Source organism: Acinetobacter sp. RW6, assembly GCF_041956835.1.
GTDB lineage: Bacteria > Pseudomonadota > Gammaproteobacteria > Pseudomonadales > Moraxellaceae > Acinetobacter > Acinetobacter calcoaceticus.
In genome coordinates this window covers 1,587,659-1,610,734 of sequence record NZ_CP167121.1, presented here as the reverse complement: position 1 = coordinate 1,610,734, position 23,076 = coordinate 1,587,659, and the positions used below count along the sequence as shown (strand labels likewise).

The window sequence follows — 23,076 nt, the reverse complement described above, 5'->3', positions numbered from 1 at the left end:
GAGTTAAATCCCTTGAATATAATTTGGAAAAAGCAAAATTAAAAATCGTCGTCTAAATCAAAGTTGTCTTCGTCATCTAACATTTGATCTTCTGCTTTTTCAATGTCGTTAAGAACGCGCTGAAAGAAACGTAATTTACGTACAGTATCTCGAGCTTCACCCCAGTCCTCATCTGCGTAATCAATTTTAAATTCGCGAACTAGGCCATCCATCCATTGAAAAACTTCTTGTTTAAGTGTGATCAGATGCTCTTGTGAAGTTGCTTCATCAAGTTGTTCACGAATTTCTAAAGCTGATTGTAAGAACTCAAAATCGCTAATGGATTGATCGAGGTGGTGATCTTGCTTTTTGAGTGACAATAGATAAGCAGCGCGGCTATCTACTTGCGACAAAGTTTTAAAAGCTTGATTGATTTCACTTGATTTGATCAACGCCTGATCTTTATCTTCAGCTTTATCTGGATGATACTGCTGCTGCAAATTCAAGAAACTAGATTTTAAGCTCGCCAAATCGATATCGAGTGCTACGGGTAAATTGAACAACTCAAAATGATTCATTGGAAATGAGGTCCACATTAATTAAATACATTAAAACAGTGCTATAAAAAGACACTGTTTTAATGAGAGATGAAAGGAGAAAGCTTAGACAGTGAAAGATTCACCACAGCCACATTCACCTTTTTTATTAGGATTGTTAAATTCGAACCCTTCATTAAGGCCATTTTTAACGTAGTCCATTTCTAAGCCCTCTAAATATACTGAGCTTTTTGGATCTACAAATACCTTAACGCCAAATTGTTCGAAAACTTGGTCATGTTCATCAATAGAGTCTACAAACTCAAGAACATAGGCCAATCCAGAACAACCAGAAGTTTTCACACCCACGCGAATGCCTTCACCCTTACCTCGATTTTTAAGGTAATTGCTAATATGAGTCGCAGCATTTTCAGTTAAATGAATCATGAAAACTCCAACGTTTACAATGGTAACAAATTACGCTTTAGATTTTTTAGTGCGGTAATCTTCAATCGCAGCTTTAATCGCATCTTCAGCTAGTACAGAACAGTGAACTTTTACTGGTGGAAGTGCAAGCTCAGTCGCAATATCAATATTCTTGATGGTTTGAGCTTCATCAAGAGTTTTGCCTTTTAACCATTCGGTTACAAGAGAACTTGATGCGATTGCAGAACCACAACCATAAGTTTTAAAACGTGCTTCTTCGATTACACCGTTATCGTTTACTTGGATTTGTAAACGCATTACGTCACCACACGCAGGTGCACCGACCATACCTGTACCAACATTTTCAGAGTTTTTATCTAAAACACCAACATTACGAGGGTTTTCGTAATGATCAATTACCTTTTCGCTATAAGCCATGTCGCTTCTCCAAACCTCGGGGTCAGCCTAATATTAATATGAGGGTAAAAATACTAATTTCAATGAATTAGTGTTCCGCCCATTCAACTGTAGAAAGATCGATACCTTCTTTATACATATCCCAAAGCGGAGAAAGTTCACGTAATTTCTCAACAGCGGCTTTGGTAATTGTAAGCACGTGATCAATGTCTTCTTCAGTTGTGTATTTACCAAAACTGAAGCGGATTGAGCTGTGCGCTAGCTCATCAGATAAACCTAATGCGCGAAGAACGTATGAAGGCTCTAAAGTTGCAGAAGTACAAGCAGAACCACTTGATACAGCAGCATCTTTAAGTGCCATCATTAAAGATTCACCTTCAACAAAGTTAAAGCTGACGTTTAAATAGTTAGCAACGTTTTGAGTTGGATGGCCGTTTAAGAAAACCTGTTCAAGGCCTTGTAAACCATTCCAAAGTTTGTCACGTAGTTTACGAATGCGTTCTTGTTCTGCATGCAGTCTTTTGCCAGCAAGTTCAAAAGCTTCACCCATACCAACAATTTGGTGAGTTGCTAAAGTACCAGAGCGCATACCACGTTCATGACCACCGCCATGAATTTGTGCTTTTAAACGAACACGTGGGCTACGACGTACATATAATGCACCGATACCTTTTGGACCATAAATTTTATGAGCAGAGAAACTCATAAGATCAATTTTCATGGTAGATAAATCGATTTCAACTTTACCAGCAGCTTGAGCAGCATCTACGTGAAAGAAGGTTTTATTGGCACGTGTTAACTCACCAATTGCTGCTACATCTGTAACTGTACCGATTTCGTTGTTTACCATCATAAGAGAAACAAGGACAGTATCAGGACGAAGTGCAGCTTTTACCATTTCAGGAGTAATTAAACCTGTTTGAGGTTCTGGTTCTAAATAAGTAATTTCAAAACCTTGTTCTTCTAATTCACGACAAGGATCTAGAACAGCTTTGTGTTCAATTTTACTTGTAATAATGTGTTTGCCTTTAGAAGCATAGAATTGAGCTACGCCTTTAAGTGCAAGGTTGTCTGATTCGGTAGCACCAGAAGTCCAAACGATTTCACGTGGATCGGCTTTAATTAAATTTGCGACTTGTTCACGCGCATATTCAACTTTTTCTTCTGCCTGCCAGCCATAAGCATGGGAACGAGATGCAGCATTACCAAAGGTACCGTCGAAAGTTAAACACTCCATCATACGTTCTGCAACTTGCGGATCTACTGGAGTGGTTGCTGCGTAATCAAGATAAATTGGACGTTTCATATCAAATACCTGTACCCGATAAAAGAGCTGAATCTGTGCCAGTCACATTTTGGCGCAATGCAACAGTTTGAACGTTGTCTCGGCTAATGAGGTCGGCAAGAGAGATTTTTGCTAAATAGTCGGCAATATGATGAGAGAGTTCTTGCCATAAATCGTGAGTAAGACACATTGCACCATTTTGGCAGTTAGCTTTGTGGTCGCAACGTGTTGCATCAACGGTTTCATTTACGGCTTCAATAATTTCTAACACAGTAATTTCATCAGCGTTTCGAGCCAAATGATAACCACCATTTGCACCACGGACACTAGAAACTAACCCATGACGCTTAAGTTTAGCGAATAACTGCTCTAAGTAAGCAACTGAAATAGATTGACGTGCGGCAATTTCGGCGAGCGTGATCGTTTGTTCAGTTGGCTGCAAAGCTAAATCAAGTAGAGCAGTCACTGCGTAGCGACCGCGAGTTGTAAGGCGCATGATTCGATACACATGTTAAGACTAGATAATAGGATTTTATGAATCCCGACTAAAATAGTCAAGTTTTTTTATTTTTAATTCAAGTGCAGGAACAAAATGGAAAAATAATTTAAGCAACCCACAAATTATATATGAAAAAAACAATAAATATCAGGCTAATTATACCAAAGCCTAAGTTAATGTTGCGTTGACGTTGTTGTAAGCGAGTAATCCGATTTTGATATTGTTTGATTTCCACATGAAGTGAATTGATTTCTGAACGTTGTTGATCAATTTTTTCAAGCAATGGAGCAATGCGTTTACGTGAAGCAAGGGTTTCAGCTTCATCATCTGGTGTGTTAAACCATTGCTTCCAGTCAGCTAAAAGTTTAGGCAGAGTAAGATGAGAAATTAAATCTAATAACTCTTTTTTCGTTTCTTCATCACCATCAATACGCATGTTCTTAAGACTACGCTGGTTTGAAAAAGCGAAAATCTTAATCAAATCGATAAGCGTACTATTGATTTCAAGATCAATACGTCGGTCAAAGGAGTGGATATCGAACAACAAACCCTTTTCTGTAAATTGAACATAAAAGTCAAAAAAAGGAAGGTAGCTATTGATGCGAATAGTTGTTTTGTTTGAAATAAACTTTTTCGCTTGCAAGCGAAGAACACCATCGTGGGTGAGAATAAATGAAAAGAAAGTTTCTAAAATAATTAGAACAATATTCAGCAACAGACGGGGATGTTTTTGTCTTTGTTGCGTTTCACTCATAAAAGTTTATCCTTACAAATAGCAGTTAACCGAAGAATGGGACATCCTATCCCAAACTTTAATAAATGTCCTGTTAAATATATTTACACGACTTAATTGCTTTGTAGAACAGTTTTGTAAATGGATCAAGTCTTTACTTTGATATTATAGAAATATTTTGTGGTCAAATCAGTCATCATCTCTCTCATCTGATTAGGAGCTTAGATCAATGGATAATGCAAATATAGATACCCCGACAGAAGAGTCAGAAGAAAAAAATAAATTAAAATCAAGAGGTTCAAGAAAATCGGCTTTAGATTTTAGAAAGTATACCAAGCAAATTTGGTTAGCAGGGCTAGGGGCTTTTTCACGCGCAGAAGAAGAAGGTAATAAGCTATTTGACTCTTTGGTCAAGGTAGGTGAAGAACTGGAATCTAAAACTGGAGACTTAGCAGACACTACTGTTGGTAAGGTCACAGAAAAAGCAAAAGAATCTGTATCTGAAACAAAAGATAAAGTAGAAAAAATTCTTGATACCAGTGTTAACCATTCTTTAAACCGGATTGGATTGGTGACTCCGAAGGATTTACAGCACATTGAACAGCTCTTGGTGCAGCTTCATATTAAGGTGGATGCTTTAATAGAAGAAAACCAGCAGTTGAAAGAAAAATTGAATAAAAAGTAAAAAATGTTGGGATTTAGCAAATATATAACAGTTTTTTAGCATTTATTTTCGCTAAAAGCCCTGCTCTAGTATTGCGTTTTCCCCCAAAGCATTGCTATAAAGGCGTCATGGCCTTTTAAACTATAGCCTTGGACCTTAAACAAACGATATTAAGAGGATGTTTTATTCATGAATAAATCAGAATTAATCGATGCAATTGCTGAAAAAGGGGGAGTATCTAAGACTGATGCAGGCAAGGCACTCGATGCGACAATTGCGTCAATTACTGAAGCACTTAAAAAAGGTGACACAGTAACTTTAGTTGGTTTTGGTACTTTCAGTGTTAAAGAACGTGCTGCACGTACTGGTCGTAACCCTAAAACTGGTGAAGAGCTTCAAATTAAAGCAACAAAAGTACCTAGCTTCAAAGCTGGTAAAGGTCTTAAAGATTCAGTAGCTTAATCTTTTAAGATGATTAAACGCGCCAATATAGGCGCGTTTTTTATTAAAAATCTGAATTGACCAATATTGCTCATTCATTGATTGTGGTTTTTCAGTTAAAATTCGCCTCGAAATAAAATATTGGAATACTTATGGAATCGTTTCGTACAGTCATTAAGGGTTGGCTCGGCAAAGTCCTTCTAATTTTGTTTTTGACCCCTTTAGCACTTGTAGGTATTGAAGGATATTTTAATAGGGGAAACAAGGCTGATGTTGCAAAGACAGTAAATGGCCAAGAAATATCTAAAAAAGACCTTGAAACTTTAACTCAGTCTTACAAAGAACAATATTTAGCTGCTGTTAAAGGTGATGAGAGTTTACTTAATTTGCCTGTTATTCAGGCTAAAGCACTCGATATTTTAGTGTCACGTAATTTATTAATTCAACAAGCTGAAAAACTAGGTATTTCACTGAGTGATACTCAAATTGAGCAGATGTTAGCTCAGCAGCCTAGTTTGCAAGAGAATGGACAATTCTCGCAAAAACTCTATGAAAATTATTTACGTTCTATTGGTATGACAAGTCAGGGCTTAATATCTAGCCTTCGTCAAGATCATGCTTTAAAAATGCTAACTTCAACTTTTTCTGATTACTCTTTGGTAAGTAAAGTTGATTTAATGCAAATTGCGAATTTGCAAACTGAACAACGTACATTACATTTGGCTAGTATTAAATTAGATGGTTATAAAACTGGTTTAACTGCTTCTAATCAAGAAGCTACAGATTATTACAACAAACACCAAAATGAGTTTAAACAACAAGCTTCTGTTGACGTGGATTATGTTGTTGTGTCTCCATCACTGATGGCTAAACCAGCTCCTGCAACTGAAGCTGAACTTCAGCAAGCATATAGCAAGTTCGTTGAAACTCAGAAAAAAGATGCTAAACGGACTGTGAAGCATATTTTAATTACTACCGATGCTCGTGATGATGCAGCAGCTCTAAAACTTGCTAAAGAAGTTTATGCGAAAATTCAAGGCGGTCTTACATTTGCACAAGCTGCATCTCAGTTCTCTGAAGATCCAAGTTCGAAAGCAAAAGGCGGTTTAGTTGAAGCATATGCACCGGGTGTTTTTTCCGATGCGTTTGATAAAACTGTAGTAAGCTTAAAAAATGGACAAATTTCTCAACCAGTAAAAACTCAATATGGTTATCATATTATTGAGGCAGAAACTCAAGCTAATCAAATTCCTTCATTCGAAGCAGAGAAGGCGCGTTTAACTGCTGAGGTTGAAAAGAATAAAGTTGCGACTGTTTATTCAGATACCGTAAATAGTTTAAATGAAACGATTGTTGGTAATGATTCTTTAGAAGCTGTTGTGCAAGAAGTAAAAGGTACAAAAGTTGAATCATTAAATGGCGTAACTTTAGCTACACAAAATCAGTATTTAAGTGATCCAAACGTTAAAATTAAATTGTTTAATGATGACGTTAAAAATGGTGATCGTAATACATCGTCTAATATTCAATTAGCGAATGGTGATACGGTATGGGTTAAAGTACGTGATTATCATGCCGCTGGTGTAAAACCTTTAGCACAAGCGATGAATGAAGCGAAAGCAAAAGTTATCGATGAAAAAGCGCGTAAAGCTGTTCAAGCAAAAATTGCTACAATGTTGGCTGAATTTAAAACTCAACCAGCAGATCAAGTTGTTGCTAAAAATAAAGTAGCATTTGAATCGGCTGGCGTATTTAGTCGTTCACAAGGATTAAAGCGTGAAATTGAGCGTGCAGCATTTAGTGCAGCTACACCTAAGTCAGGTATGTGGTCTGTTTCAACAGCGAATTTACCAAATGAGCTGGTTGTTGTTGCAGTTTCAAATGTAAATTCATCTGCTGCGAATGCTATTCCTGCTGATCAGTTACAGCAGTTAAAGCAACTTTATCGTCAATCGCGTGGTCAACAAATATTAGAAGATTATAGTCAATATTTAAAATCACATGCGAAAATTAAATAATAATTTGATTCAATAAAAAAAGCGCCTCGGCGCTTTTTTTATTGGCAGTTAATCTAAGCTATGTCCAATATATTGCTGTCTATATTGTTTAGGAGATAAATCAAAAATTCGTTTGAATGCCTGACTAAATGCTGTTTCGGATGAATAGCCGACCTTATTTGAAATTTGCTGAATTGATAAGTTGCTTGTGCGTAAATACTGACTTGCCAAGCGAAAACGATAATGCTGCAAATATGTGAGGGGGGGCTCACCAATAATACTGTTAAATATATTCGCAAATTTAGAACGTGACATACAGCATTGTTCAGCTAAAGATTCAACTGTCCATGTGACTTCAGGTTGGCTATGAATAGCAGATAGTGCATTGCTCAGTTCAGGATGAGTTAAGGCACTTAACCAGTTTTGTTGATCTGTCATTTGTTGAATATGATCACGAATGCATTCAATGAGCAAAATACTGACTAAATGATCAATAATTTTGTCATGACCTGGCCTGATTTTTTGAGTTTCGATTGCTAGAAAATAGAGTCCAATTTGTAGCCATTCAGGTGGGTTGGTTTGATTTTCATGCTGAATATGCATGATGGATGGCAGTGCATTAATGAGTGGCCCAGCCATATGAGTATCGATTTGGCAGCGTAAACATAGCAATAATGTATTATCCGGAGATGAAGTACCAAACTCGATTGCATCTTGTCTGTGACCGTTAAAAAGTGAAGTGATATCCAGAGAATCTACCAACTTACTCGCTGTTGATTTTGAGTCAGTCGCACTATGTGCTTTCCCCGAAGGAATTAAAATAATATCACCAGCAGTTGCAGTTATTTTTTCTGAAGCGTTAAGTTGAATATATACTGAACCAGTTAAAACAATATAAGCAAGTAGAGCAGATTGATCTTGTGTTTTAAAAGCCCATTCTCCTTGCGCTTTTAAATAGATGTATTCAGACTTATTAAGGTGAATATCATCAAAAAATTTACTTAGTGCATCCATATTTAAATGATCAATCATTATTTTAATAAAATTATAGTGAGCTATAAGAATAGATCAACATGTGTTTTTAGGACAGAAAAGTGGAAGAAAATGCCAAAGACTTTAACATAGGTTTTTTGGACGGTTACTACTGTTAACTAAACACTATTTCTTTAACTATATAGACATATAGAAAAAGGAAATATAGCTATGAATGCACCAGTAAATGTTCAGCAAGAACTTATGCCAGTGCCTGCGTCTATGCGTGAAATAGATCGCAAACGCTTTTTATGGATGATTAGTCCTGCTTTACCTGCTATCGGTTTAGCAATTTTAGCAGGTTATCAGTTTGGTCCACGCCCTTTAAAGAAAGTCTTTGCTTTAGGTGGTCCACTTTTATTACATGTCGTGATTCCAGCAATTGATACTATTATTGGGAAAGATGCTCGAAATCCGACAGATGAAGAAATTAAACTTTTAGAAAAAGATCCATATTATTCACGTCTTGTGAAGAGCTTTATTCCTCTACAGTACGCTGCAAATGTTTATGCATGTTATTTAACAAGTCGTAAAACGACATCTTTTATTGATAAGATTTTACTTGGTATCTCAATGGGTGCAATCAATGGTATTGCGATTAATACAGCCCATGAGTTAAGTCATAAGCATGACCGTATAGACCATATTCTGTCTCATCTTGCTTTAGTTCCTACAGGTTATAATCATTTCCGTATTGAACATCCTTACGGTCATCATAAGCGTGCAGCAACACCAGAAGATCCAGCTTCATCACGTATGGGTGAAACATTCTATGAGTTCTGGCCACGTACTGTTATTGGTTCTTTTAAATCTGCAATAGAAATTGAAAAAAATCGTTTAAAACGTAAAGGTAAAGAATTCTGGTCTTCAGATAATGAATTATTACAAGGCTGGGGAATGACTGCTGCTTTTCATGGCTCGATGGTTGGAATCTTTGGTAAAGCTACAATTCCATATTTAGCAACGCAAGCCTTTTATGGTATTAGTCTTTTCGAAATTATTAATTATATTGAGCACTATGGTTTATTGCGTCAGAAAAAAGCTGATGGTAATTATGAGCGCACAATGCCTGAGCATAGCTGGAACAACAATAACGTAGTAACAAACTTATTCTTGTATCAGTTGCAGCGTCATTCAGACCATCATGCTTATCCAACTCGTCCATTCCAAGCATTACGTCATTTTGATGAGGCACCAGAGCTACCAAGCGGTTACGCAAGTATGCTACTACCGGCATTAATCCCTTCATTGTGGTTTAAAATCATGGATAAACGTGTTTTTGATCACTATAAAGGTGATTTAAACAAAGCGAATATTTCATCAAAGCGTCGTGCAAAAATCTTTAAGAAATTTGGTGTAGTTGATAAAGCATTAGATAGTGCAACTACTGAATAAATAAAAATATTAATTCCTGAAATACGAAGCCCTCTAGTTTAATAGCTAGAGGGCTTTTAAAGTTTTGACATAGATAGCTAATAAAAGAAGGGGAAAAATTTCCCTTAATTATTATTTTAGTTCGCTAGAAGATTTACCAAGTTCTCGGCGGGCAATAATCAATTGCTGGATTTGTTGAGTACCTTCAAAGATATCAAGAATTTTCGAATCACGTGCCCATTTTTCAAGTAACTCATCTTCGTTATAGCCCATGCTTGCAGCCAGTTCGACACATTTTAAAGTAATCTCGTTACCCACACGGCCAGCTTTGGCTTTCGCAATCGACGCTTCTTTTGAGTTTGGCTTTTTGTTATCTGCCATCCACGTTGACTTTAACATAAGCAGGCGAGCGGCTTCCCACTCAGCTTCCATACGGTAGATTTGTGCTGCAAGATTAGAAGTATGTAGATAAGGGGTAGAATAATCTGGATCAAGTTGGTCTTTAAAAATTTCTTTAATACGTTCTAAAGAAGCTTTAGCACAACCGATTGCCATTGCAGCGACTAGAGGACGAGTGTTGTCAAAAGTTTCCATCACCCCTGCAAAACCTTTTGCAACATCGACTTCAGCGTTTCCTAAAAGGTTTTCGGCAGGTACTCGGCAGTCAATAAAACTAATAACGGCAGTATCTGAAGCTTTAATTCCCAATTTATGTTCTAAGCGTTCAACCTTCATTCCAGGCGTACCTTTAGGTACAACAAAAGATTTAATCGCAGCACGACCTAGTTTTTTATCTAAAGTCGCCCAAACGACGACAGAATCTGCACGTTCGCCAGATGTCACAAAAATCTTTTCACCATTTAAAATATAGTCATTACCATCTTTGGTTGCAGTGGTACGGATGGCGGCAGAGTCAGAGCCGCAACCTGGCTCGGTAATCGCCATTGCAGCCCATGTTCCTTTGAAGCGCTCTAATTGCTCATCATTTGCAACAGCAGCAATGGCTGAGTTCCCAAGGCCCTGACGTGGCATACTTAGTAATAAGCCAGTATCGCCATAACACATCTCAATAATCCCAAGAGCGGTAGACATATTGGTTCCGTTACGAATACCTTCATTGTCTGTATCGCCACGTTTGCCAGCACCCGCAGCTCCGGCATTAATGCCTTCACCACCTTCGTTCATACCATCAATGAGTGAAGCTAACATATCGAGCTCTTTTGGATAAGCATGCTCAGCTTTATCATATTTACGAGAAATAGGACGTAAAACATTGATCGCAACATCATGTGCCTGATCAATCATCATTTTGAATTTTTTAGGATTTTGTAAGTTCATTGTATTATCCTCTGATCATCAGTTATGCATGTAAGCCAGAATGTAAAATTGCAGTAGCTCGTAAATCACGATACCAACGTTCTACGGGATGTTCTTTTGTGAAACCATGTCCACCAAGAATTTGCACTCCATCTGTACCAATTTTCATGGACTTTTCAGCACAAAGTAAACGAGCAAGGTAGGCTTCACGGTGAAATGACTTGCCTGATTCTGCAAGGCTTGCTGCGTTTAAAACCAGCATACGCATTGCGTCAATTTCAATTGCCATATCTGCAATCATGAAAGAGACACTTTGGCGGTGAGAAATCGGCTCTCCGAAAGCAGTTCGTTCATTGGCATATTTAATACAATAGGCTTTTACAGCGTCACAAGTACCAACAGCCATTGCACACCACATTAAATTTCCCAGATCTAAGAAAGCAGTGTAATCAAAGTCTGTTGCACCTATGCGTAGAGCAGGAGTGTGATTAAAGCGTAAAGTTGCTGTTTCTGTCGCTTTAAGGCCCATAGCAGGCGTATTTTTGATAGAAATACTATCGTTGCATTGCACTACAAATATATCTGGCTTGCCATTAAAGTCCGCACTTACTAAAAATACATCGGCCAGATCACCTAAAATAACAAGCGTTTTTTCACCATCAATATAGAATTGATCATTTTCAAGTGATGCTTTGGTTTTTAATACATAAGGATTAAATGCTGGAGTTGCTTCTTGTACAGCAAAGGTTGCTGTAATGTCTGAGTCTTCTGCAAAACAAGGTAAGTACATCGACTGAACTTCGGCAGAACCCCAACGTGTAATTGCATTAATGACACTAAATGTACTGAGTAATCCAGCTGTAAGGCTAAAATCACCTTCAGCCAATTTTTCAGCAATCAATAAGTTACTTACAATATTTTGTTCGGTTGCTACACCGCCTAATGCTTCTGGAAGAGCATAGTAATTAAGACCTAGATCTTCTACATATTGCCAAAGGCTTTCTGGAAACTGGGCAGTCTGATCAGCATCATGAGCTAACCCTAATAAAACTTCTTGAGCAAATTGAGACATTGCATCAGAGGTCATTTGTTGTTCTTCAGTTAGGCTTAAATCAAACAGAGTTTTTTGTTGTTGAGGCAATCGCTGTTGAGAGATTTGTTTCGGTTTAAATGCTTTTTGAGTCTGGCTTAATGCTTTAAAACCAGCTTTTGAACCTTGATATAGAGATTTTTCAACAAATTTGCGTAACTTGAGTTGATCAAGTACATCGCTTCCAGCCAATTTAGTGATCAGCGATAAACCCAAACCCTGAGCTTTATTGATCATACTTGTCATGATTATGGTGTCCTAACACGTTGTTATTGTTTTATGCTGACACGCATTATAGTAAAAGACTATGTCGTTACTGACATTCAAAAAATGAGTGGATAAATGGTAGGTAAAAAATAAACATATTTTAAGTGCATGATTTTATTTATTTAAAATAACTTTTTTGTGGTGTGTTTAGAGGGGTATTGGCTAGAATGACATGGAATCATTCTAGCCCTTCACTAAATTAAGCGAAGTTGCGAATCATACGACGTACATTTGTTTTTGCATCAATAACCGTCATAAATGTATATGCCCCAATAAATTTACGGCTAATAAACATAAATTCTTTCGGAGGTACTGAGAAATAACGAGATGCCATTGATTTACTTGCTTGCTGCATAACACGGCTATGTAACTGACTTTTCTTCCAGTCATAACGTTCATGTTCATCCATAAGGCCAGCGGGCATATCTGGATTATTTGCAGGGGTGCTAAATGCTTCTGTTGCGAGTAAAAAGACATCAGCCATGCCTGGTTTAATACTTTCAGGCATTGCATCAAAAAATTCATATCCAGTCATTGCTTGTACCATCGCATGTTTATCATGCTGATAACCTGCCTGAATTAGGTTACGGGCAACCGATAACAAGTGGTCATCAAACTGACGGATAGCACCAAAGTCTAATAATACAATCTTATCCTGAACATCTTGGCCATTACCTAAACGGACAAGGTAGTTACCGAAGTTAGGGTCGGTTTGCATTTCGCCCCATTCAAAAATTTCACGAACAGCAATTTCTAGTGAAGCTTCACCAAGCTGATTACGACGCTCTTGAGGTAAAGACAACATCACAGGGCTATTAATTGGAACACCGCGTTCGAAAGTCATGCAGAGTACTTGATTGGTGCAATATTCATCTACAATCGTCGGAACAATATAACGCTCGTCATCTTTTAAGCGTTCACCAAAGCGACGAGTAGTGGCAGCTTCAACATCATAGTCAACTTCACGATGCATCATTTCACGCACTTCATCAAACCACTGATCAAATTCACGGGTTTGTGGCACCATACGTGTCAGTTTAAGCATGTTTTTAAACAAGCTCATATCTGAATCAATTGCGTTCGCAACACCTGGATATTGAATTTTTAGAACTAATTCCAAGCCATCTGATTTACGTGTTGCACGGTGTACTTGTGCGAGAGAGGCGGTACCAATTGGCTCATGATCAATCGTTAAATCATTTAACTTAGCGCCCAGTTGTTCTTGTAGATGTGGCTTAATTGCAGGCCAATCTAAAGCAACAGTTTGGTTATTTAGAGTATTTAATGCTTGTGTAATCTCTTCTGGTAAAAAATGTTCACCATAAAGGGCCATCATTTGCCCAATTTTAACAATAGAACCCTTAAGTTTACCTATTTCAGAAACCAGATAATTAGCTTGTTCGCTCATCGCTTTTTTACGTTTCTTTTCTTTGTCTTCCTCATTAGAAAAAATAGAAGAAGCACTTGCAGTTGCCCAACGTGTTCCTGCAAGTAAAGAAGCTTTCGCGATTGATAAGCGTCGATCCATGGAAGAAGTTTTTAAACTCTTAAGCTTATCTTTCTGATTTGACATGAAAATAGAATCCTATGCGCATCATGCAGCCAAACGCTGTGATCTAAAATTGTAACGAATATTACATGTTTTGAGCGTATTAAAATAGTTCTCTCAGACTGAATGATAGGTCGAAATCGCCATCTTTATTTCATTAACTATTAAATAGCCTAAGCAATTTATAAATTTAAGAAATTAAGAGCATTCAGATGAGTAAAACTAAAATAAAACGGACCTTTGATAACAAAATGGATTACATTTTAAATTGAATCTTTAATTCAGATTTCTGCATCAAATTAAGACGATTATTCTGAATATGTTGCAATAACATCTGTTTGACTGAATCATGCATGAAACCAAGTGCATGAGCTTTTACGATAATGATGCTAGGCAGGGTATAAAAGAAGTACTTAACATCATCAAGAGTTGCGTTATTAAAAATACCTTGCTCAATTAACGTCTGCTGCAAAAACTGCTTTTCATTTAATACAGAATCTGAAGATTCATCCCAAAAACGGTGACGCATAGCCATCAGATTGTTGTGTTTATAACTCATAAAATTGCCAGCTCAGACTTCAAATCTAAATAAAATATATGGAGTCGAGCCGCGAATATCAAGTTGAGATTATTTTTTCTTCAGTTGCTGATTGAATTTTTATGTAACTCTTGTAAATAGCCTAAGCAAATTTAAAAATTTTTTTAAAAAAACTATAATCGAAACAATTTCATCTATAACACCACTTATTATGACTCCTGCATGCAGATTGTTAAAAAGTAATAAAATTGAATTTTCTATTCATGAATATGAACATGATTCAAATGCCAAAAGTTTTGGATTAGAAGCTGCTGAAAAATTAGATTTGGATGTAAAAGAAGTATTCAAGACTCTAATGGTGAGTGACGATAAGAATTATTTTGTTGCTGTATTACCGGTTAATCACCAATTAAATTTAAAAAAAGTTGCTACGGCGTTTGGATGTAAAAAATTACAGATGGCTAATCCTAAAGATGCTGAACGTTTAACGGGATATTTGGTAGGAGGAATTAGTCCTTTAGGCCAAAAGAAACGTTTAAAAACTGTCATTGATGCATCTGCTCAAAACTTTAGCAAAATTTATGTCAGTGGCGGAAAAAGAGGGCTGGATATTGGTTTAAATCCTAAAGATTTAGCACAGCTTTTAAATGCTCAATTTGTTGATGTGCTTGATCAGTAAGAAAAGTTTAGAGGAATACTCTAAGAACTAATCATTATTTTTATCTACATTGAGAAAATACTTTGTTGAGAGGTATAGCGCATTGCGGATCCTTCTTTATTTTTCAAAAAAGAGATAAGCACAAATAATTGTAAAAAAGCTTGAACCATTAAATGAAAATGATTATCATTATTATTAATGGCGATATAGTCCTAGTCCCGATAAGGGGGAGAAGATTGATGCTCATCTTCTAATGAAATTTAGAGTTATACCAGAGGCTCAAACAAGAAGAACAGCGAAAGGCGAGTTGATTTCTGGTATGTGACACCTGCAAGACATTATAAAAATATGCGGGTTCAAGCAGCGGTAAATGGAACTAAGAAAAATAAATACTATCAGCGCAACAAAAAGAATAAACCAAGAGTAGCAAGCGAGGATGGCTTGCTACTCTTGCATTTAAAGTTAGCTTCATACTTATTTATATTGTTCAACCTTTTTAGAGTTTTAACTCTGCTCAGTAACAGATCACTTATATTTTTGATTAAAAAATGACCACTAGTGTTTCATTTATTAACATCATGCCTTTTTAGCCAATTTTTTGTATACCCTGAATAAAACATGATCAAAAAAAGAGGTAAAAGCGTGCTTATTTTTCATGAAAAACCTGTTCATGGAGCAATTTTTGATATGGATGGGACAATGTTTGATACTGAAAGGTTGCGGTTTCAAACATTGCAACAAGCATCTCAAGAACTCATTGGACAGGAATTTTCACACGAATATTTAATGCAATGTTTAGGTTTAAGTGCAACTACTGCTGAACAATTAGCTCAACGTTTGTATGGCGTAAACGTTCCATATAAAGAGATACGAAAAAGAGCCGATGAGATGGAGCTTGAACATATACGAAAACACGGCGTTCCTATCAAAAAAGGTTTGGTTCAAGTTTTAGAACGTTTAAGAAAATCAGGTTTAAGAATGGCTGTGGCTACTTCAAGTCGTAGAGCAATTGCCGAAGAATATTTAATTAATGCGAATGTTTATAAATTTTTTGATGTAATTACTTGTGGGGATGAAGTACAAAATGGAAAGCCTCATCCTGAAATATTTCTAAAAGCAGCAAGCCAGCTTCATTTAGATGCTAACCAATGTTTAATGTTTGAAGATTCTGAAAATGGTTTAACGTCAGCTCACTCATCGGAAGGTCTAACAATTTTATTAAAAGATATTAAAGAACCAAATGATGAAATGTTGGAAAAAGCCGATTTTTATTACGATCAGATGTATGACTTCTTAACAGATCTCGACCAATTTATTCCTGTTATGGATATGCCACAAGGACAAGAGTCTTTTCCGCAAAGCCTAAATCAACTTACGGTTGGTATACACGGTTTTGGTGCTATTGGCGGCGGCTATATAGCGCAAATCTTGTCGCACTGGGATGGATACACAAAACCAAGACGTATTATTGCTTCTACACGTAATAGTCTATTTCGTGAAGCGGTAAATGCGTTTGGAACTTATAGTATTCGCTATGGACAGTTTTCGTATGATGAACGCATTGAAAATATGACAATTGTTGATTCTGACAATGAACAGCAAATGTTAGAGATGTATACCCATTCAAGTTTGATCGCACTATGTTTGCCTGAACAAGCTATTGAAATTGAGTCAAAAACGATTGCAAAAGGTTTATACGCTCGTTTTAACTCGGCACTCGAAACATGTATAGAACCGTTAACTTTTTTAATTATTTTAAATAAAGTTGGCGCAAAATATTTGGTGATGAAGCATCTTAGAGAAGCACTTTTAGAACTAACTAATGATGAGGATGTGACAGAGCATATTTTAAAAGAACATTACTTTTGCGACACCGTTGTAAACCGTATGGTTTCAAAATTGTCTAATCAAAATCTATATCGTCAGCTTCGCATTAAGCATCATTTTCTTGAACAGCATTTATCTGATGTGGAACATGAAGAGCAGGTCGAAATTGAAGATTGCAATAAACTGACTCAAGATCAGCAAAATCAGGCCTCTTTATATGTAGATAACATGCGTCGTAATTTTCAGCCGGGACATATATTACAAAGTATGGATCTAATCTTGTTCAATAGCGAAACTGATATGCCAATTTATGTAGAAAAAGGTAGCCCTTTACTCGAAAAATTGCGCCAAGTTGTGTTGGTTGAGCAAATTACAGATATTCAATTAATCAAAAACCGACTGTGGAACGGCGTACACGCGATGCTTGCTTGGTATGCATCTTTACTGGGTTATGATTCTATTGGTGTTGCCATGGGCGATAGTTCTGTTAAAGCATTTGCAGAGAATTTGATTACAGAAGTAAAGCAAGGACTTGCAATCGTATTACCTAACTATGCAAAAGATCTAGATCGACTTGCACAGAGTTTTCTAGATTCATGTGAATATGCATTTAAAGATCCATGTCAGCGTGTTGCGCGAGATCCGCTACGTAAACTGGGTCACAATGAACGGGTAATAGCATCAATTGTGGTGAATATTAGTCATGATTTACCCTATAAAAACTTATTAAAAGGTGCTGCTTTAGGTTATGCCTATGCAATTCAATTTTTAGAAATTGATGAGACTGATGTGTTTAAACATTTACAGCAGCAAATTCAGAACTTGGACATGAGTACAGTTCAGAAAAGACAGCTGGAAGTTGAGTTAACACAATTAATTCAATATTTATTTTCTGAACAAGGCAAGCAACCTTTGAACATGAATATTACCAATTCAAAAACTAGGCATACTCAATATGCTTAAATTCGTTCAATGAATTAGTGCTCTACAATTAAAAGGCAAACATGCTTTAATACAAAAATTGAATCATTTTGAATTAAAACTGTGCTGCTACAACCTTCGACATCCATGGTGCCAACATCTTTACGGGACTATCCGGAATGGCACCTTGGGCGTCAAAACTATGCTTTATGGTATCTGGCAATTAATGATCAAAAATTAGTTGATTATTTAGATGGATTACGCGCGCATTTTTCAGATTTTTTGTTAGAACCAAATACTCGCCAATACCATATCACGCTGTTTATATGTGGTTTTTTGACTGACGAATCTAAAGCTTATAAAGATGACTTTAGCTTTAGTGAGTTAGAGCAGCAGAGAGAAATTTTAAGAAAAAAGAATTTTGCACCATTTGAATTAAAAACTGGTTCAGTTGATAGCTTTAGTAGTGCTTTATTTGTAGAAATCCAAGATACCGAAAATATCTTATCTCTAATAAGACAAAAGTTAGGCACGGTTTCTAATGAAATTGCAGCTTTAGATTATTGCCCACACATTACCTTAGGGTTATATAAAAAGAACTATAGTAGTGATTTGATTTTGCAAAAAATTTCTGAATTACCTGTACAATATAAGCACGCTGAATTTGAACTTAAAATTGAGCATTTGACGTTTGGTTATTATCAGGCTCAAACTTTACAAGGTAAGTTATATCCATATCAGCATTTATTTTTAGGTGATTCATGTTGCAACTAATTTTGGGTGGTGCTCGTTCTGGTAAAAGTCGACTGGCTGAACAAACGGCAATAGCTACGCAATTAGCTGTGACTTATGTCGCGACGGCGCAAGCGCTTGATCCAGAAATGCAAAAGCGAATCGCACACCATCAAAATCAGCGTCCTGCTCACTGGTCGTTGGTTGAAGAGCCATTATTTTTGGCTAAAACTTTGCAAAAAATTGATCGGCCTAATCAAATCATTCTGGTGGATTGTTTAACACTCTGGCTAACGAATTTGTTACTTTTAGATGATCAAAACGTTCAAGAGTTTGAGTGTGAGCAACTAATAGACGTTTTACCCACACTTCAATCAGAAATTATTTTAGTTAGTAATGAAACTGGTCTGGGTGTTGTGCCATTAGGCGAGATTAGCCGTCGTTTTGTAGATGAAGCAGGAAGACTGCATCAAGTTCTAGGACAAATTGCAGATAAGGTTATGTTTTGTGTGGCTGGTTTTCCAATGATTTTAAAAGGTGAGAAGTGAAATGAACTGGTGGTTAGAATCTGTACAGCAACCTAATCTGAAAGCAAAACAACAAGCTGAGCAACATCAACTCCAACTCACCAAACCTACAGGTGCTTTAGGTGATTTAGAGCAAATTGCAATTACACTTGCCAGTTTACAGTCCAACGCTCATCCTCAAGTTGACCATCCGTGGATCACAGTTTTTGCTGGCGATCATGGCGTGGTTGAAGAGAATATCTCTGCATATCCTCAAGCTGTCACACGCCAAATGTTGCAAAACTTCACAACTGGTGGTGCAGCAATTAGTGTAATTGCTAAATATCATCAAGCTCATTTGCAAGTCATTGATTGTGGCACAGTAGGCGAGGCATACGAATATGTCGGTGTTGAACGTCATTGTATTCGTGCAGGCACAGCAAATTTTGCCAAGCAAGCTGCAATGAATGCTGAAGAATGTCGTGCTGCATTAGAATTGGGAAGAAAGAGCGTAGATACAGCTAAAGCTGACGGTGCAGATATTTATATTGCGGGTGAAATGGGTATTGGGAATACCTGTTCTGCTTCTGCCTTAGCATGTCTTTTATTAAATGATACGGCTGAGCAACTAACTGGTGCAGGCACAGGAATTGGTGCCGATCAGTTAAGACATAAAATTGAAGTGATTGAGCAGGCAATAGAGCGTCACTATCAACATGTCATTGGGGACGCGTTTAAAACCCTAAGTGCTGTAGGCGGCTTGGAAATTGCGGCGATAACTGGTGCTTATATTCGATGTGCTCAAATTGGCTTACCTGTAATTGTGGATGGCTTTATTAGTTCAGTAGCCGCTTTATGTGCAGTACGAATGAATCCTAAAGTACGTGACTGGATGTTATTTGGTCATCAATCGGCGGAATATGGTCACCGACGTATTTTGCAAGAACTCAATGCCGAGCCAATTTTAAAGATGAATTTGCGTTTAGGTGAAGGTAGTGGAGCAGCAGCTGCTTTGGCATTAGTTAAAATGGCATGTGTATTACACAACCAAATGGCTACCTTTGCTCAAGCTGCTGTAAGCGGGGATAAAATTGAGTAAATTGAAAATTGATTTACTCAGACATGGTGAAAGTCAGTTTAGCCATACTTTACGTGGTCATTTAGATGATGACCTAACACCAAAAGGTTGGCAGCAAATGCAGTCAACCATTGAGCAAGACACAAACCAGACATGGGATGTCATTGTAAGTTCTTCGTTAAAACGGTGTGCATGCTTTGCGGAGCAACTTGCTAAAACAACTGAACTGCCTTTGCTTTTAAATCATGATTTAAAAGAAATGTTCTTTGGAGACTGGGAAGGCGTTTCTACTCAGCAAATTTATGAAACCTCGCCAGAGTTACTTGCAAATTTTTGGCAAAAACCGAGTCAATATTGTCCGCCTGGGGCTGAAACGTTAACGCAGTTTCAAAAGAGAGTTCTGAAAGGTTTTCAAGATTTACTTGAAAATATGCAAAAACAAAACTGGCAACATGCATTGGTTGTTACCCATGGAGGTGTCATTAAGCTATTGGCTTGTTTAGCTGGGCAACAACCTTTAGATGACTTACTTAAAATGCCAGCAGAGCTTGGGAAATTATACTCCCTAGAATTTTCTGAAAAAGATGGTCAATTAACTTTTATACTTAAATAACAATCCTCTTATTTTTATACACTTGTAAGTTATTATTTTTATAAAGATATTTGAAGTCATGTAATCGTACTGTCATTGCTAAAAATTAAGCTATGGGCATTTCTTATTAATAACTTATCAGACTCATGAATATTTTATTTACAACGACGATGCTTGCAACATCATTATTTCTTGTGGCCTGCAACAATAATGACGATCAAGATGATCAATCAACGACACCACCTACAACCCAATCAAAGTATTATCAAACCAAAACGCCTTATCAACCACAACAAGATTTAAAAAGCTATGAACAAGCACCAAATGGATTCCAGCCAGTTTTCACAGAGTTGGTTGCGCGTCATGGTTCAAGAGGTTTATCAAGTCTCAAATATGACTTGGCACTTTATAATTTATGGAAGCAGGCAAAAGCAGAAAATGCCTTAACGCCGTTAGGTGAGCAATTAGGTGCTGACTTAGAGGCCATGATGAAAGCCAATATTCTGTTAGGTTACGGTGTTGAGGGAGTTCGCCAGTTTGGTTATGGAAACGAAACGATGACGGGTATTTTAGAACATCGCGGGATTGCAGATCGGTTATTACAACGCTTACCCAATCTTTTAAATTCGCAAGCTTCTATATCGGTACAAAGTTCGGGTGTCGATCGTGCGGTAGATAGTGCTAAATTCTTTACGGCTGAATTAATTAAACAACAACCGCAGCTCAAAGATAAAATTGTTCCAGTCTCTTATACCAATTTATCGAGTGAAAGTGTTCCAAGTGTTATAGATGGCGGAGTTGACCGTTTTAAACTTTATTTTCATAGTTTGAATGCGGATGAAGACTTAAAACAACCACTCAGTGCTAGTCAGCAGAAAATTTATGATGCAAGTCAGGCCTATCAAGATTTTGAAGAAAATAATAATGACTTAGTACAAAAACTGGATGAGTTATCAAAAAATACTCAGGCTGAAAAAACTGCCCAGACTGTACTCAACCCGATTTTTAAAGCAGACTTTATTAAAAAATTGGGTACAGCGGGTTATAGCTTTAGTAATACAGGGTCTTTTACCGTAACTTCGCCTAAAGGTGAGCAAATTACGGAAAAAGGTAAGGGTAAAAACACTATCGCCAGTGCAGTTGATGCAGCAGCTTATGTGTATGAGCTCTATTCGATTTCTGGTGGTATGAAAGATGAGCTAAAAGGTATCGATTTTGATAAATATATGCCTGTTGAAGCCGCAAAATTCTATGCTGAATTTAATGATGCCAATGATTTTTACGAAAAAGGCCCAAGTTTCACAGAGTCAAATCTAGTCACGAGTGAAATTGCACAGGGCTTAAAACAAGATATGTTCCAACAAGTTGATGCTGTTGTGAATAAAGCCCAACCTTACAAAGCGGTTTTACGTTTTGCCCATGCTGAAATTATTATTCCTCTGGCCACCAGCCTAGACTTACATAATATGATGCAGCCTTTACCTCTACGCCAGACTTATAACTATTCAACAAGCACATGGCGTGGAGAAGTAGTTTCACCTATGGCTGCCAATGTACAGTGGGATATTTATCAAAATGGCCAAGGCAATACTTTGGTAAAAATGCTTTATAACGAAAAAGAAACTTTGTTTAAGTCTGCATGTAACTATGCGCGCTATAGCTCAACTAGTTTCTACTACGACTATATAAAATTGAAACAGTGCTATCAAATACAATAGATTTTCAGTTTTCTGAAGTCTTTAATGGGAATAGGGATTGCTATTCCCATTTTTATTTCTTCATAATTCAAACTGTTTTTTAAATATAGTTCAGTTAGAGATTTGGACATGACACCATTTTGGATCGCATTGCAATTTTTAACTGTTCTACCGATAGAGCTAAAGACAATGCCGACGGCGCAACAAAATGGTCAAGCTATTTTGTTTTATCCATTGGTTGGACTCATTATTGGTGGCATCCTTTTTTTTATTGCATGTCTTTTCGCAAAGTTACCAATTCTTCTGCTTGCCACCATCATAACGACTTTATGGATTTGGCTGACAGGCGGGTTGCATTTAGATGGGCTGGCAGATACGGCAGATGCGTGGGTAGGTGGTTTTGGAGACAAGCTACGTACTTTACAAATTATGAAGGATCCAAGTTGTGGCCCCATTGGCGTACTGAGTTTAGTTGTTATATGTTTACTCAAGTTCGCACTGCTCTATGTACTGATTGAACAACAGCAAACACTATTTTTAATATTGGTTCCTGCTCTTGGGCGCCTTGTGCCATCAATTTTATTTTTAACTACGCCGTATGTCCGTGAAAAAGGTTTAGGTCGTTCTTTGACTGATCATTTACCTAAAACAGCTTCTTGGATAATAGTTTCTCTAGTTGTATTAATGTCTCTATATTGGAGATGGCAAGGTCTAATTGCCGTGATTAGCTTTTTAATGAGCCTTGTTTATTTAAGACATCTGTTTATAAAACGTATTGATGGTATTACAGGGGACACTGTAGGAGCTGCGATTGAGCTTAGCGAAACTGTGCTGCTTTTTGCTTTTGTAGTAACTTATTTTTATTTATAAATAATAAAAATTTTAAACACTATTACGGTTTATCTAGAAATTTCATTAAAA

23 protein-coding genes are annotated in these 23,076 nt (G+C 37.0%); 12 read left to right on the top strand and 11 right to left on the bottom strand.

Going from position 1 to position 23,076, the window contains the following annotated elements; genetic code table 11:
• Positions 1-38: 38 nt before the first annotated feature.
• From hscB to ACB088_RS07495, 6 genes are all read right to left on the bottom strand, one after another.
• Positions 39-557: a Fe-S protein assembly co-chaperone HscB gene (gene hscB, locus ACB088_RS07520; RefSeq protein ID WP_056481731.1), complete on the bottom strand. Its 519-nt coding sequence runs from the start codon at positions 555-557 to the stop codon at positions 39-41.
• An 84-nt stretch (positions 558-641) separates the two neighbouring features.
• On the bottom strand, positions 642-962 hold the full coding sequence (gene iscA, locus ACB088_RS07515) for an iron-sulfur cluster assembly protein IscA (protein WP_003651558.1): 321 nt from the start codon (positions 960-962) through the stop codon (positions 642-644).
• 30 nt (positions 963-992) lie between these two features.
• Positions 993-1,379 carry a Fe-S cluster assembly scaffold IscU gene (gene iscU / locus ACB088_RS07510; RefSeq protein WP_003651560.1) on the bottom strand — a complete coding sequence of 129 codons (387 nt, stop codon included), beginning with the start codon at positions 1,377-1,379 and terminating at the stop codon, positions 993-995.
• A gap of 67 nt (positions 1,380-1,446) precedes the next feature.
• The gene (locus ACB088_RS07505) at positions 1,447-2,664 is read right to left on the bottom strand and encodes an IscS subfamily cysteine desulfurase (RefSeq protein WP_005041010.1); all 1,218 of its coding nucleotides are present in this window, start codon (positions 2,662-2,664) and stop codon (positions 1,447-1,449) included.
• A gap of 1 nt (position 2,665) precedes the next feature.
• Positions 2,666-3,139: an Rrf2 family transcriptional regulator gene (locus tag ACB088_RS07500; protein WP_003651563.1), complete on the bottom strand. Its 474-nt coding sequence runs from the start codon at positions 3,137-3,139 to the stop codon at positions 2,666-2,668.
• 109 nt (positions 3,140-3,248) lie between these two features.
• Entirely contained in the window at positions 3,249-3,896 is a 648-nt protein-coding gene (locus ACB088_RS07495) for a hypothetical protein (protein WP_005041007.1), read from the bottom strand.
• A 208-nt stretch (positions 3,897-4,104) separates the two neighbouring features.
• On the opposite strand from ACB088_RS07495, the gene ACB088_RS07490 reads away from it, so the two are divergent.
• The 3 genes from ACB088_RS07490 (at position 4,105) to ACB088_RS07480 (ending at position 6,998) form a co-directional block, all read left to right on the top strand.
• Positions 4,105-4,560, top strand: coding sequence for a phasin family protein (locus tag ACB088_RS07490; RefSeq protein ID WP_005041005.1), 456 nt, complete (start codon positions 4,105-4,107; stop codon positions 4,558-4,560).
• Positions 4,561-4,728: 168 nt separating this feature from the next.
• Positions 4,729-5,001 carry an HU family DNA-binding protein gene (locus ACB088_RS07485; protein ID WP_001043034.1) on the top strand — a complete coding sequence of 91 codons (273 nt, stop codon included), beginning with the start codon at positions 4,729-4,731 and terminating at the stop codon, positions 4,999-5,001.
• A gap of 131 nt (positions 5,002-5,132) precedes the next feature.
• A complete protein-coding gene (locus ACB088_RS07480) occupies positions 5,133-6,998 on the top strand; it encodes a SurA N-terminal domain-containing protein (RefSeq protein WP_375038512.1) in 1,866 nt (621 codons plus the stop codon).
• A 48-nt stretch (positions 6,999-7,046) separates the two neighbouring features.
• On the opposite strand, the gene ACB088_RS07475 is transcribed toward ACB088_RS07480, so the two are convergent.
• Entirely contained in the window at positions 7,047-8,009 is a 963-nt protein-coding gene (locus ACB088_RS07475; RefSeq protein WP_045432634.1) for an AraC family transcriptional regulator, read from the bottom strand.
• Positions 8,010-8,180: 171 nt separating this feature from the next.
• Here ACB088_RS07475 and ACB088_RS07470 point away from each other — a divergent pair, with 171 nt between their 5' ends.
• On the top strand, positions 8,181-9,404 hold the full coding sequence (locus tag ACB088_RS07470) for an alkane 1-monooxygenase (RefSeq protein ID WP_375038511.1): 1,224 nt from the start codon (positions 8,181-8,183) through the stop codon (positions 9,402-9,404).
• Between the two features lie 111 nt (positions 9,405-9,515).
• Here ACB088_RS07470 and ACB088_RS07465 read toward each other — a convergent pair whose 3' ends face one another.
• The 4 genes from ACB088_RS07465 to ACB088_RS07450 all read right to left on the bottom strand — a co-directional run bounded on the left by ACB088_RS07465 (position 9,516) and on the right by ACB088_RS07450 (position 14,165).
• Positions 9,516-10,721: an acyl-CoA dehydrogenase family protein gene (locus ACB088_RS07465; RefSeq protein ID WP_375038510.1), complete on the bottom strand. Its 1,206-nt coding sequence runs from the start codon at positions 10,719-10,721 to the stop codon at positions 9,516-9,518.
• Positions 10,722-10,743: 22 nt separating this feature from the next.
• Entirely contained in the window at positions 10,744-12,027 is a 1,284-nt protein-coding gene (locus ACB088_RS07460) for an acyl-CoA dehydrogenase family protein (RefSeq protein ID WP_375038789.1), read from the bottom strand.
• Positions 12,028-12,256: 229 nt separating this feature from the next.
• Positions 12,257-13,630 carry an AarF/ABC1/UbiB kinase family protein gene (locus ACB088_RS07455; RefSeq protein ID WP_092705633.1) on the bottom strand — a complete coding sequence of 458 codons (1,374 nt, stop codon included), beginning with the start codon at positions 13,628-13,630 and terminating at the stop codon, positions 12,257-12,259.
• A gap of 232 nt (positions 13,631-13,862) precedes the next feature.
• Entirely contained in the window at positions 13,863-14,165 is a 303-nt protein-coding gene (locus tag ACB088_RS07450) for a hypothetical protein (RefSeq protein WP_209733478.1), read from the bottom strand.
• 190 nt (positions 14,166-14,355) lie between these two features.
• On the opposite strand from ACB088_RS07450, the gene ybaK reads away from it, so the two are divergent.
• The 8 genes from ybaK (at position 14,356) to ACB088_RS07410 (ending at position 23,025) form a co-directional block, all read left to right on the top strand.
• Positions 14,356-14,823 carry a Cys-tRNA(Pro) deacylase gene (ybaK, locus tag ACB088_RS07445; RefSeq protein ID WP_004642683.1) on the top strand — a complete coding sequence of 156 codons (468 nt, stop codon included), beginning with the start codon at positions 14,356-14,358 and terminating at the stop codon, positions 14,821-14,823.
• A 621-nt stretch (positions 14,824-15,444) separates the two neighbouring features.
• Positions 15,445-17,592, top strand: coding sequence for a bifunctional mannitol-1-phosphate dehydrogenase/phosphatase (gene mtlD / locus ACB088_RS07440; protein ID WP_375038509.1), 2,148 nt, complete (start codon positions 15,445-15,447; stop codon positions 17,590-17,592).
• 105 nt (positions 17,593-17,697) lie between these two features.
• Complete coding sequence (locus tag ACB088_RS07435) at positions 17,698-18,324, top strand: 2'-5' RNA ligase family protein (protein ID WP_375038788.1); 627 nt, start codon at positions 17,698-17,700, stop codon at positions 18,322-18,324.
• Positions 18,312-18,830 carry a bifunctional adenosylcobinamide kinase/adenosylcobinamide-phosphate guanylyltransferase gene (gene cobU, locus ACB088_RS07430; protein WP_375038508.1) on the top strand — a complete coding sequence of 173 codons (519 nt, stop codon included), beginning with the start codon at positions 18,312-18,314 and terminating at the stop codon, positions 18,828-18,830. Before ACB088_RS07435 ends, cobU begins: the two co-directional genes overlap by 13 nt.
• A gap of 1 nt (position 18,831) precedes the next feature.
• Positions 18,832-19,887 (top strand): nicotinate-nucleotide--dimethylbenzimidazole phosphoribosyltransferase, encoded by a 1,056-nt coding sequence (gene cobT, locus ACB088_RS07425; protein WP_375038507.1) that lies wholly within the window; start codon positions 18,832-18,834, stop codon positions 19,885-19,887.
• Positions 19,880-20,479, top strand: coding sequence for a histidine phosphatase family protein (locus tag ACB088_RS07420; RefSeq protein ID WP_375038506.1), 600 nt, complete (start codon positions 19,880-19,882; stop codon positions 20,477-20,479). The genes cobT and ACB088_RS07420 overlap by 8 nt, the downstream gene beginning before the upstream one ends.
• Before the next feature lie 125 nt (positions 20,480-20,604).
• A complete protein-coding gene (locus ACB088_RS07415; RefSeq protein WP_375038505.1) occupies positions 20,605-22,176 on the top strand; it encodes a histidine-type phosphatase in 1,572 nt (523 codons plus the stop codon).
• A 108-nt stretch (positions 22,177-22,284) separates the two neighbouring features.
• Positions 22,285-23,025, top strand: coding sequence for an adenosylcobinamide-GDP ribazoletransferase (locus ACB088_RS07410; RefSeq protein ID WP_375038504.1), 741 nt, complete (start codon positions 22,285-22,287; stop codon positions 23,023-23,025).
• Positions 23,026-23,076 lie beyond the last annotated feature (51 nt).

Bases quoted from the DNA above. Each gene is read 5' to 3' on its own strand.
- ACB088_RS07495 (WP_005041007.1), bottom strand. From the start codon at position 3,896: ATGAGTGAAACGCAACAAAGACAAAAACATCCCCGTCTGTTGCTGAAT.
- ybaK (WP_004642683.1), top strand. From the start codon at position 14,356: ATGACTCCTGCATGCAGATTGTTAAAAAGTAATAAAATTGAATTTTCT.
- ACB088_RS07455 (WP_092705633.1), bottom strand. From the start codon at position 13,630: ATGTCAAATCAGAAAGATAAGCTTAAGAGTTTAAAAACTTCTTCCATG.
- iscA (WP_003651558.1), bottom strand. From the start codon at position 962: ATGATTCATTTAACTGAAAATGCTGCGACTCATATTAGCAATTACCTT.
- cobT (WP_375038507.1), top strand. From the start codon at position 18,832: ATGAACTGGTGGTTAGAATCTGTACAGCAACCTAATCTGAAAGCAAAA.
- ACB088_RS07460 (WP_375038789.1), bottom strand. From the start codon at position 12,027: ATGATCAATAAAGCTCAGGGTTTGGGTTTATCGCTGATCACTAAATTG.
- ACB088_RS07415 (WP_375038505.1), top strand. From the start codon at position 20,605: ATGAATATTTTATTTACAACGACGATGCTTGCAACATCATTATTTCTT.
- ACB088_RS07470 (WP_375038511.1), top strand. From the start codon at position 8,181: ATGAATGCACCAGTAAATGTTCAGCAAGAACTTATGCCAGTGCCTGCG.
- ACB088_RS07450 (WP_209733478.1), bottom strand. From the start codon at position 14,165: ATGAGTTATAAACACAACAATCTGATGGCTATGCGTCACCGTTTTTGG.
- ACB088_RS07485 (WP_001043034.1), top strand. From the start codon at position 4,729: ATGAATAAATCAGAATTAATCGATGCAATTGCTGAAAAAGGGGGAGTA.
- ACB088_RS07475 (WP_045432634.1), bottom strand. From the start codon at position 8,009: ATGATTGATCATTTAAATATGGATGCACTAAGTAAATTTTTTGATGAT.
- ACB088_RS07480 (WP_375038512.1), top strand. From the start codon at position 5,133: ATGGAATCGTTTCGTACAGTCATTAAGGGTTGGCTCGGCAAAGTCCTT.
- ACB088_RS07410 (WP_375038504.1), top strand. From the start codon at position 22,285: ATGACACCATTTTGGATCGCATTGCAATTTTTAACTGTTCTACCGATA.
- ACB088_RS07465 (WP_375038510.1), bottom strand. From the start codon at position 10,721: ATGAACTTACAAAATCCTAAAAAATTCAAAATGATGATTGATCAGGCA.
- ACB088_RS07435 (WP_375038788.1), top strand. From the start codon at position 17,698: ATGGTGCCAACATCTTTACGGGACTATCCGGAATGGCACCTTGGGCGT.
- ACB088_RS07500 (WP_003651563.1), bottom strand. From the start codon at position 3,139: ATGCGCCTTACAACTCGCGGTCGCTACGCAGTGACTGCTCTACTTGAT.
- iscU (WP_003651560.1), bottom strand. From the start codon at position 1,379: ATGGCTTATAGCGAAAAGGTAATTGATCATTACGAAAACCCTCGTAAT.
- cobU (WP_375038508.1), top strand. From the start codon at position 18,312: ATGTTGCAACTAATTTTGGGTGGTGCTCGTTCTGGTAAAAGTCGACTG.
- ACB088_RS07505 (WP_005041010.1), bottom strand. From the start codon at position 2,664: ATGAAACGTCCAATTTATCTTGATTACGCAGCAACCACTCCAGTAGAT.
- ACB088_RS07490 (WP_005041005.1), top strand. From the start codon at position 4,105: ATGGATAATGCAAATATAGATACCCCGACAGAAGAGTCAGAAGAAAAA.
- hscB (WP_056481731.1), bottom strand. From the start codon at position 557: ATGAATCATTTTGAGTTGTTCAATTTACCCGTAGCACTCGATATCGAT.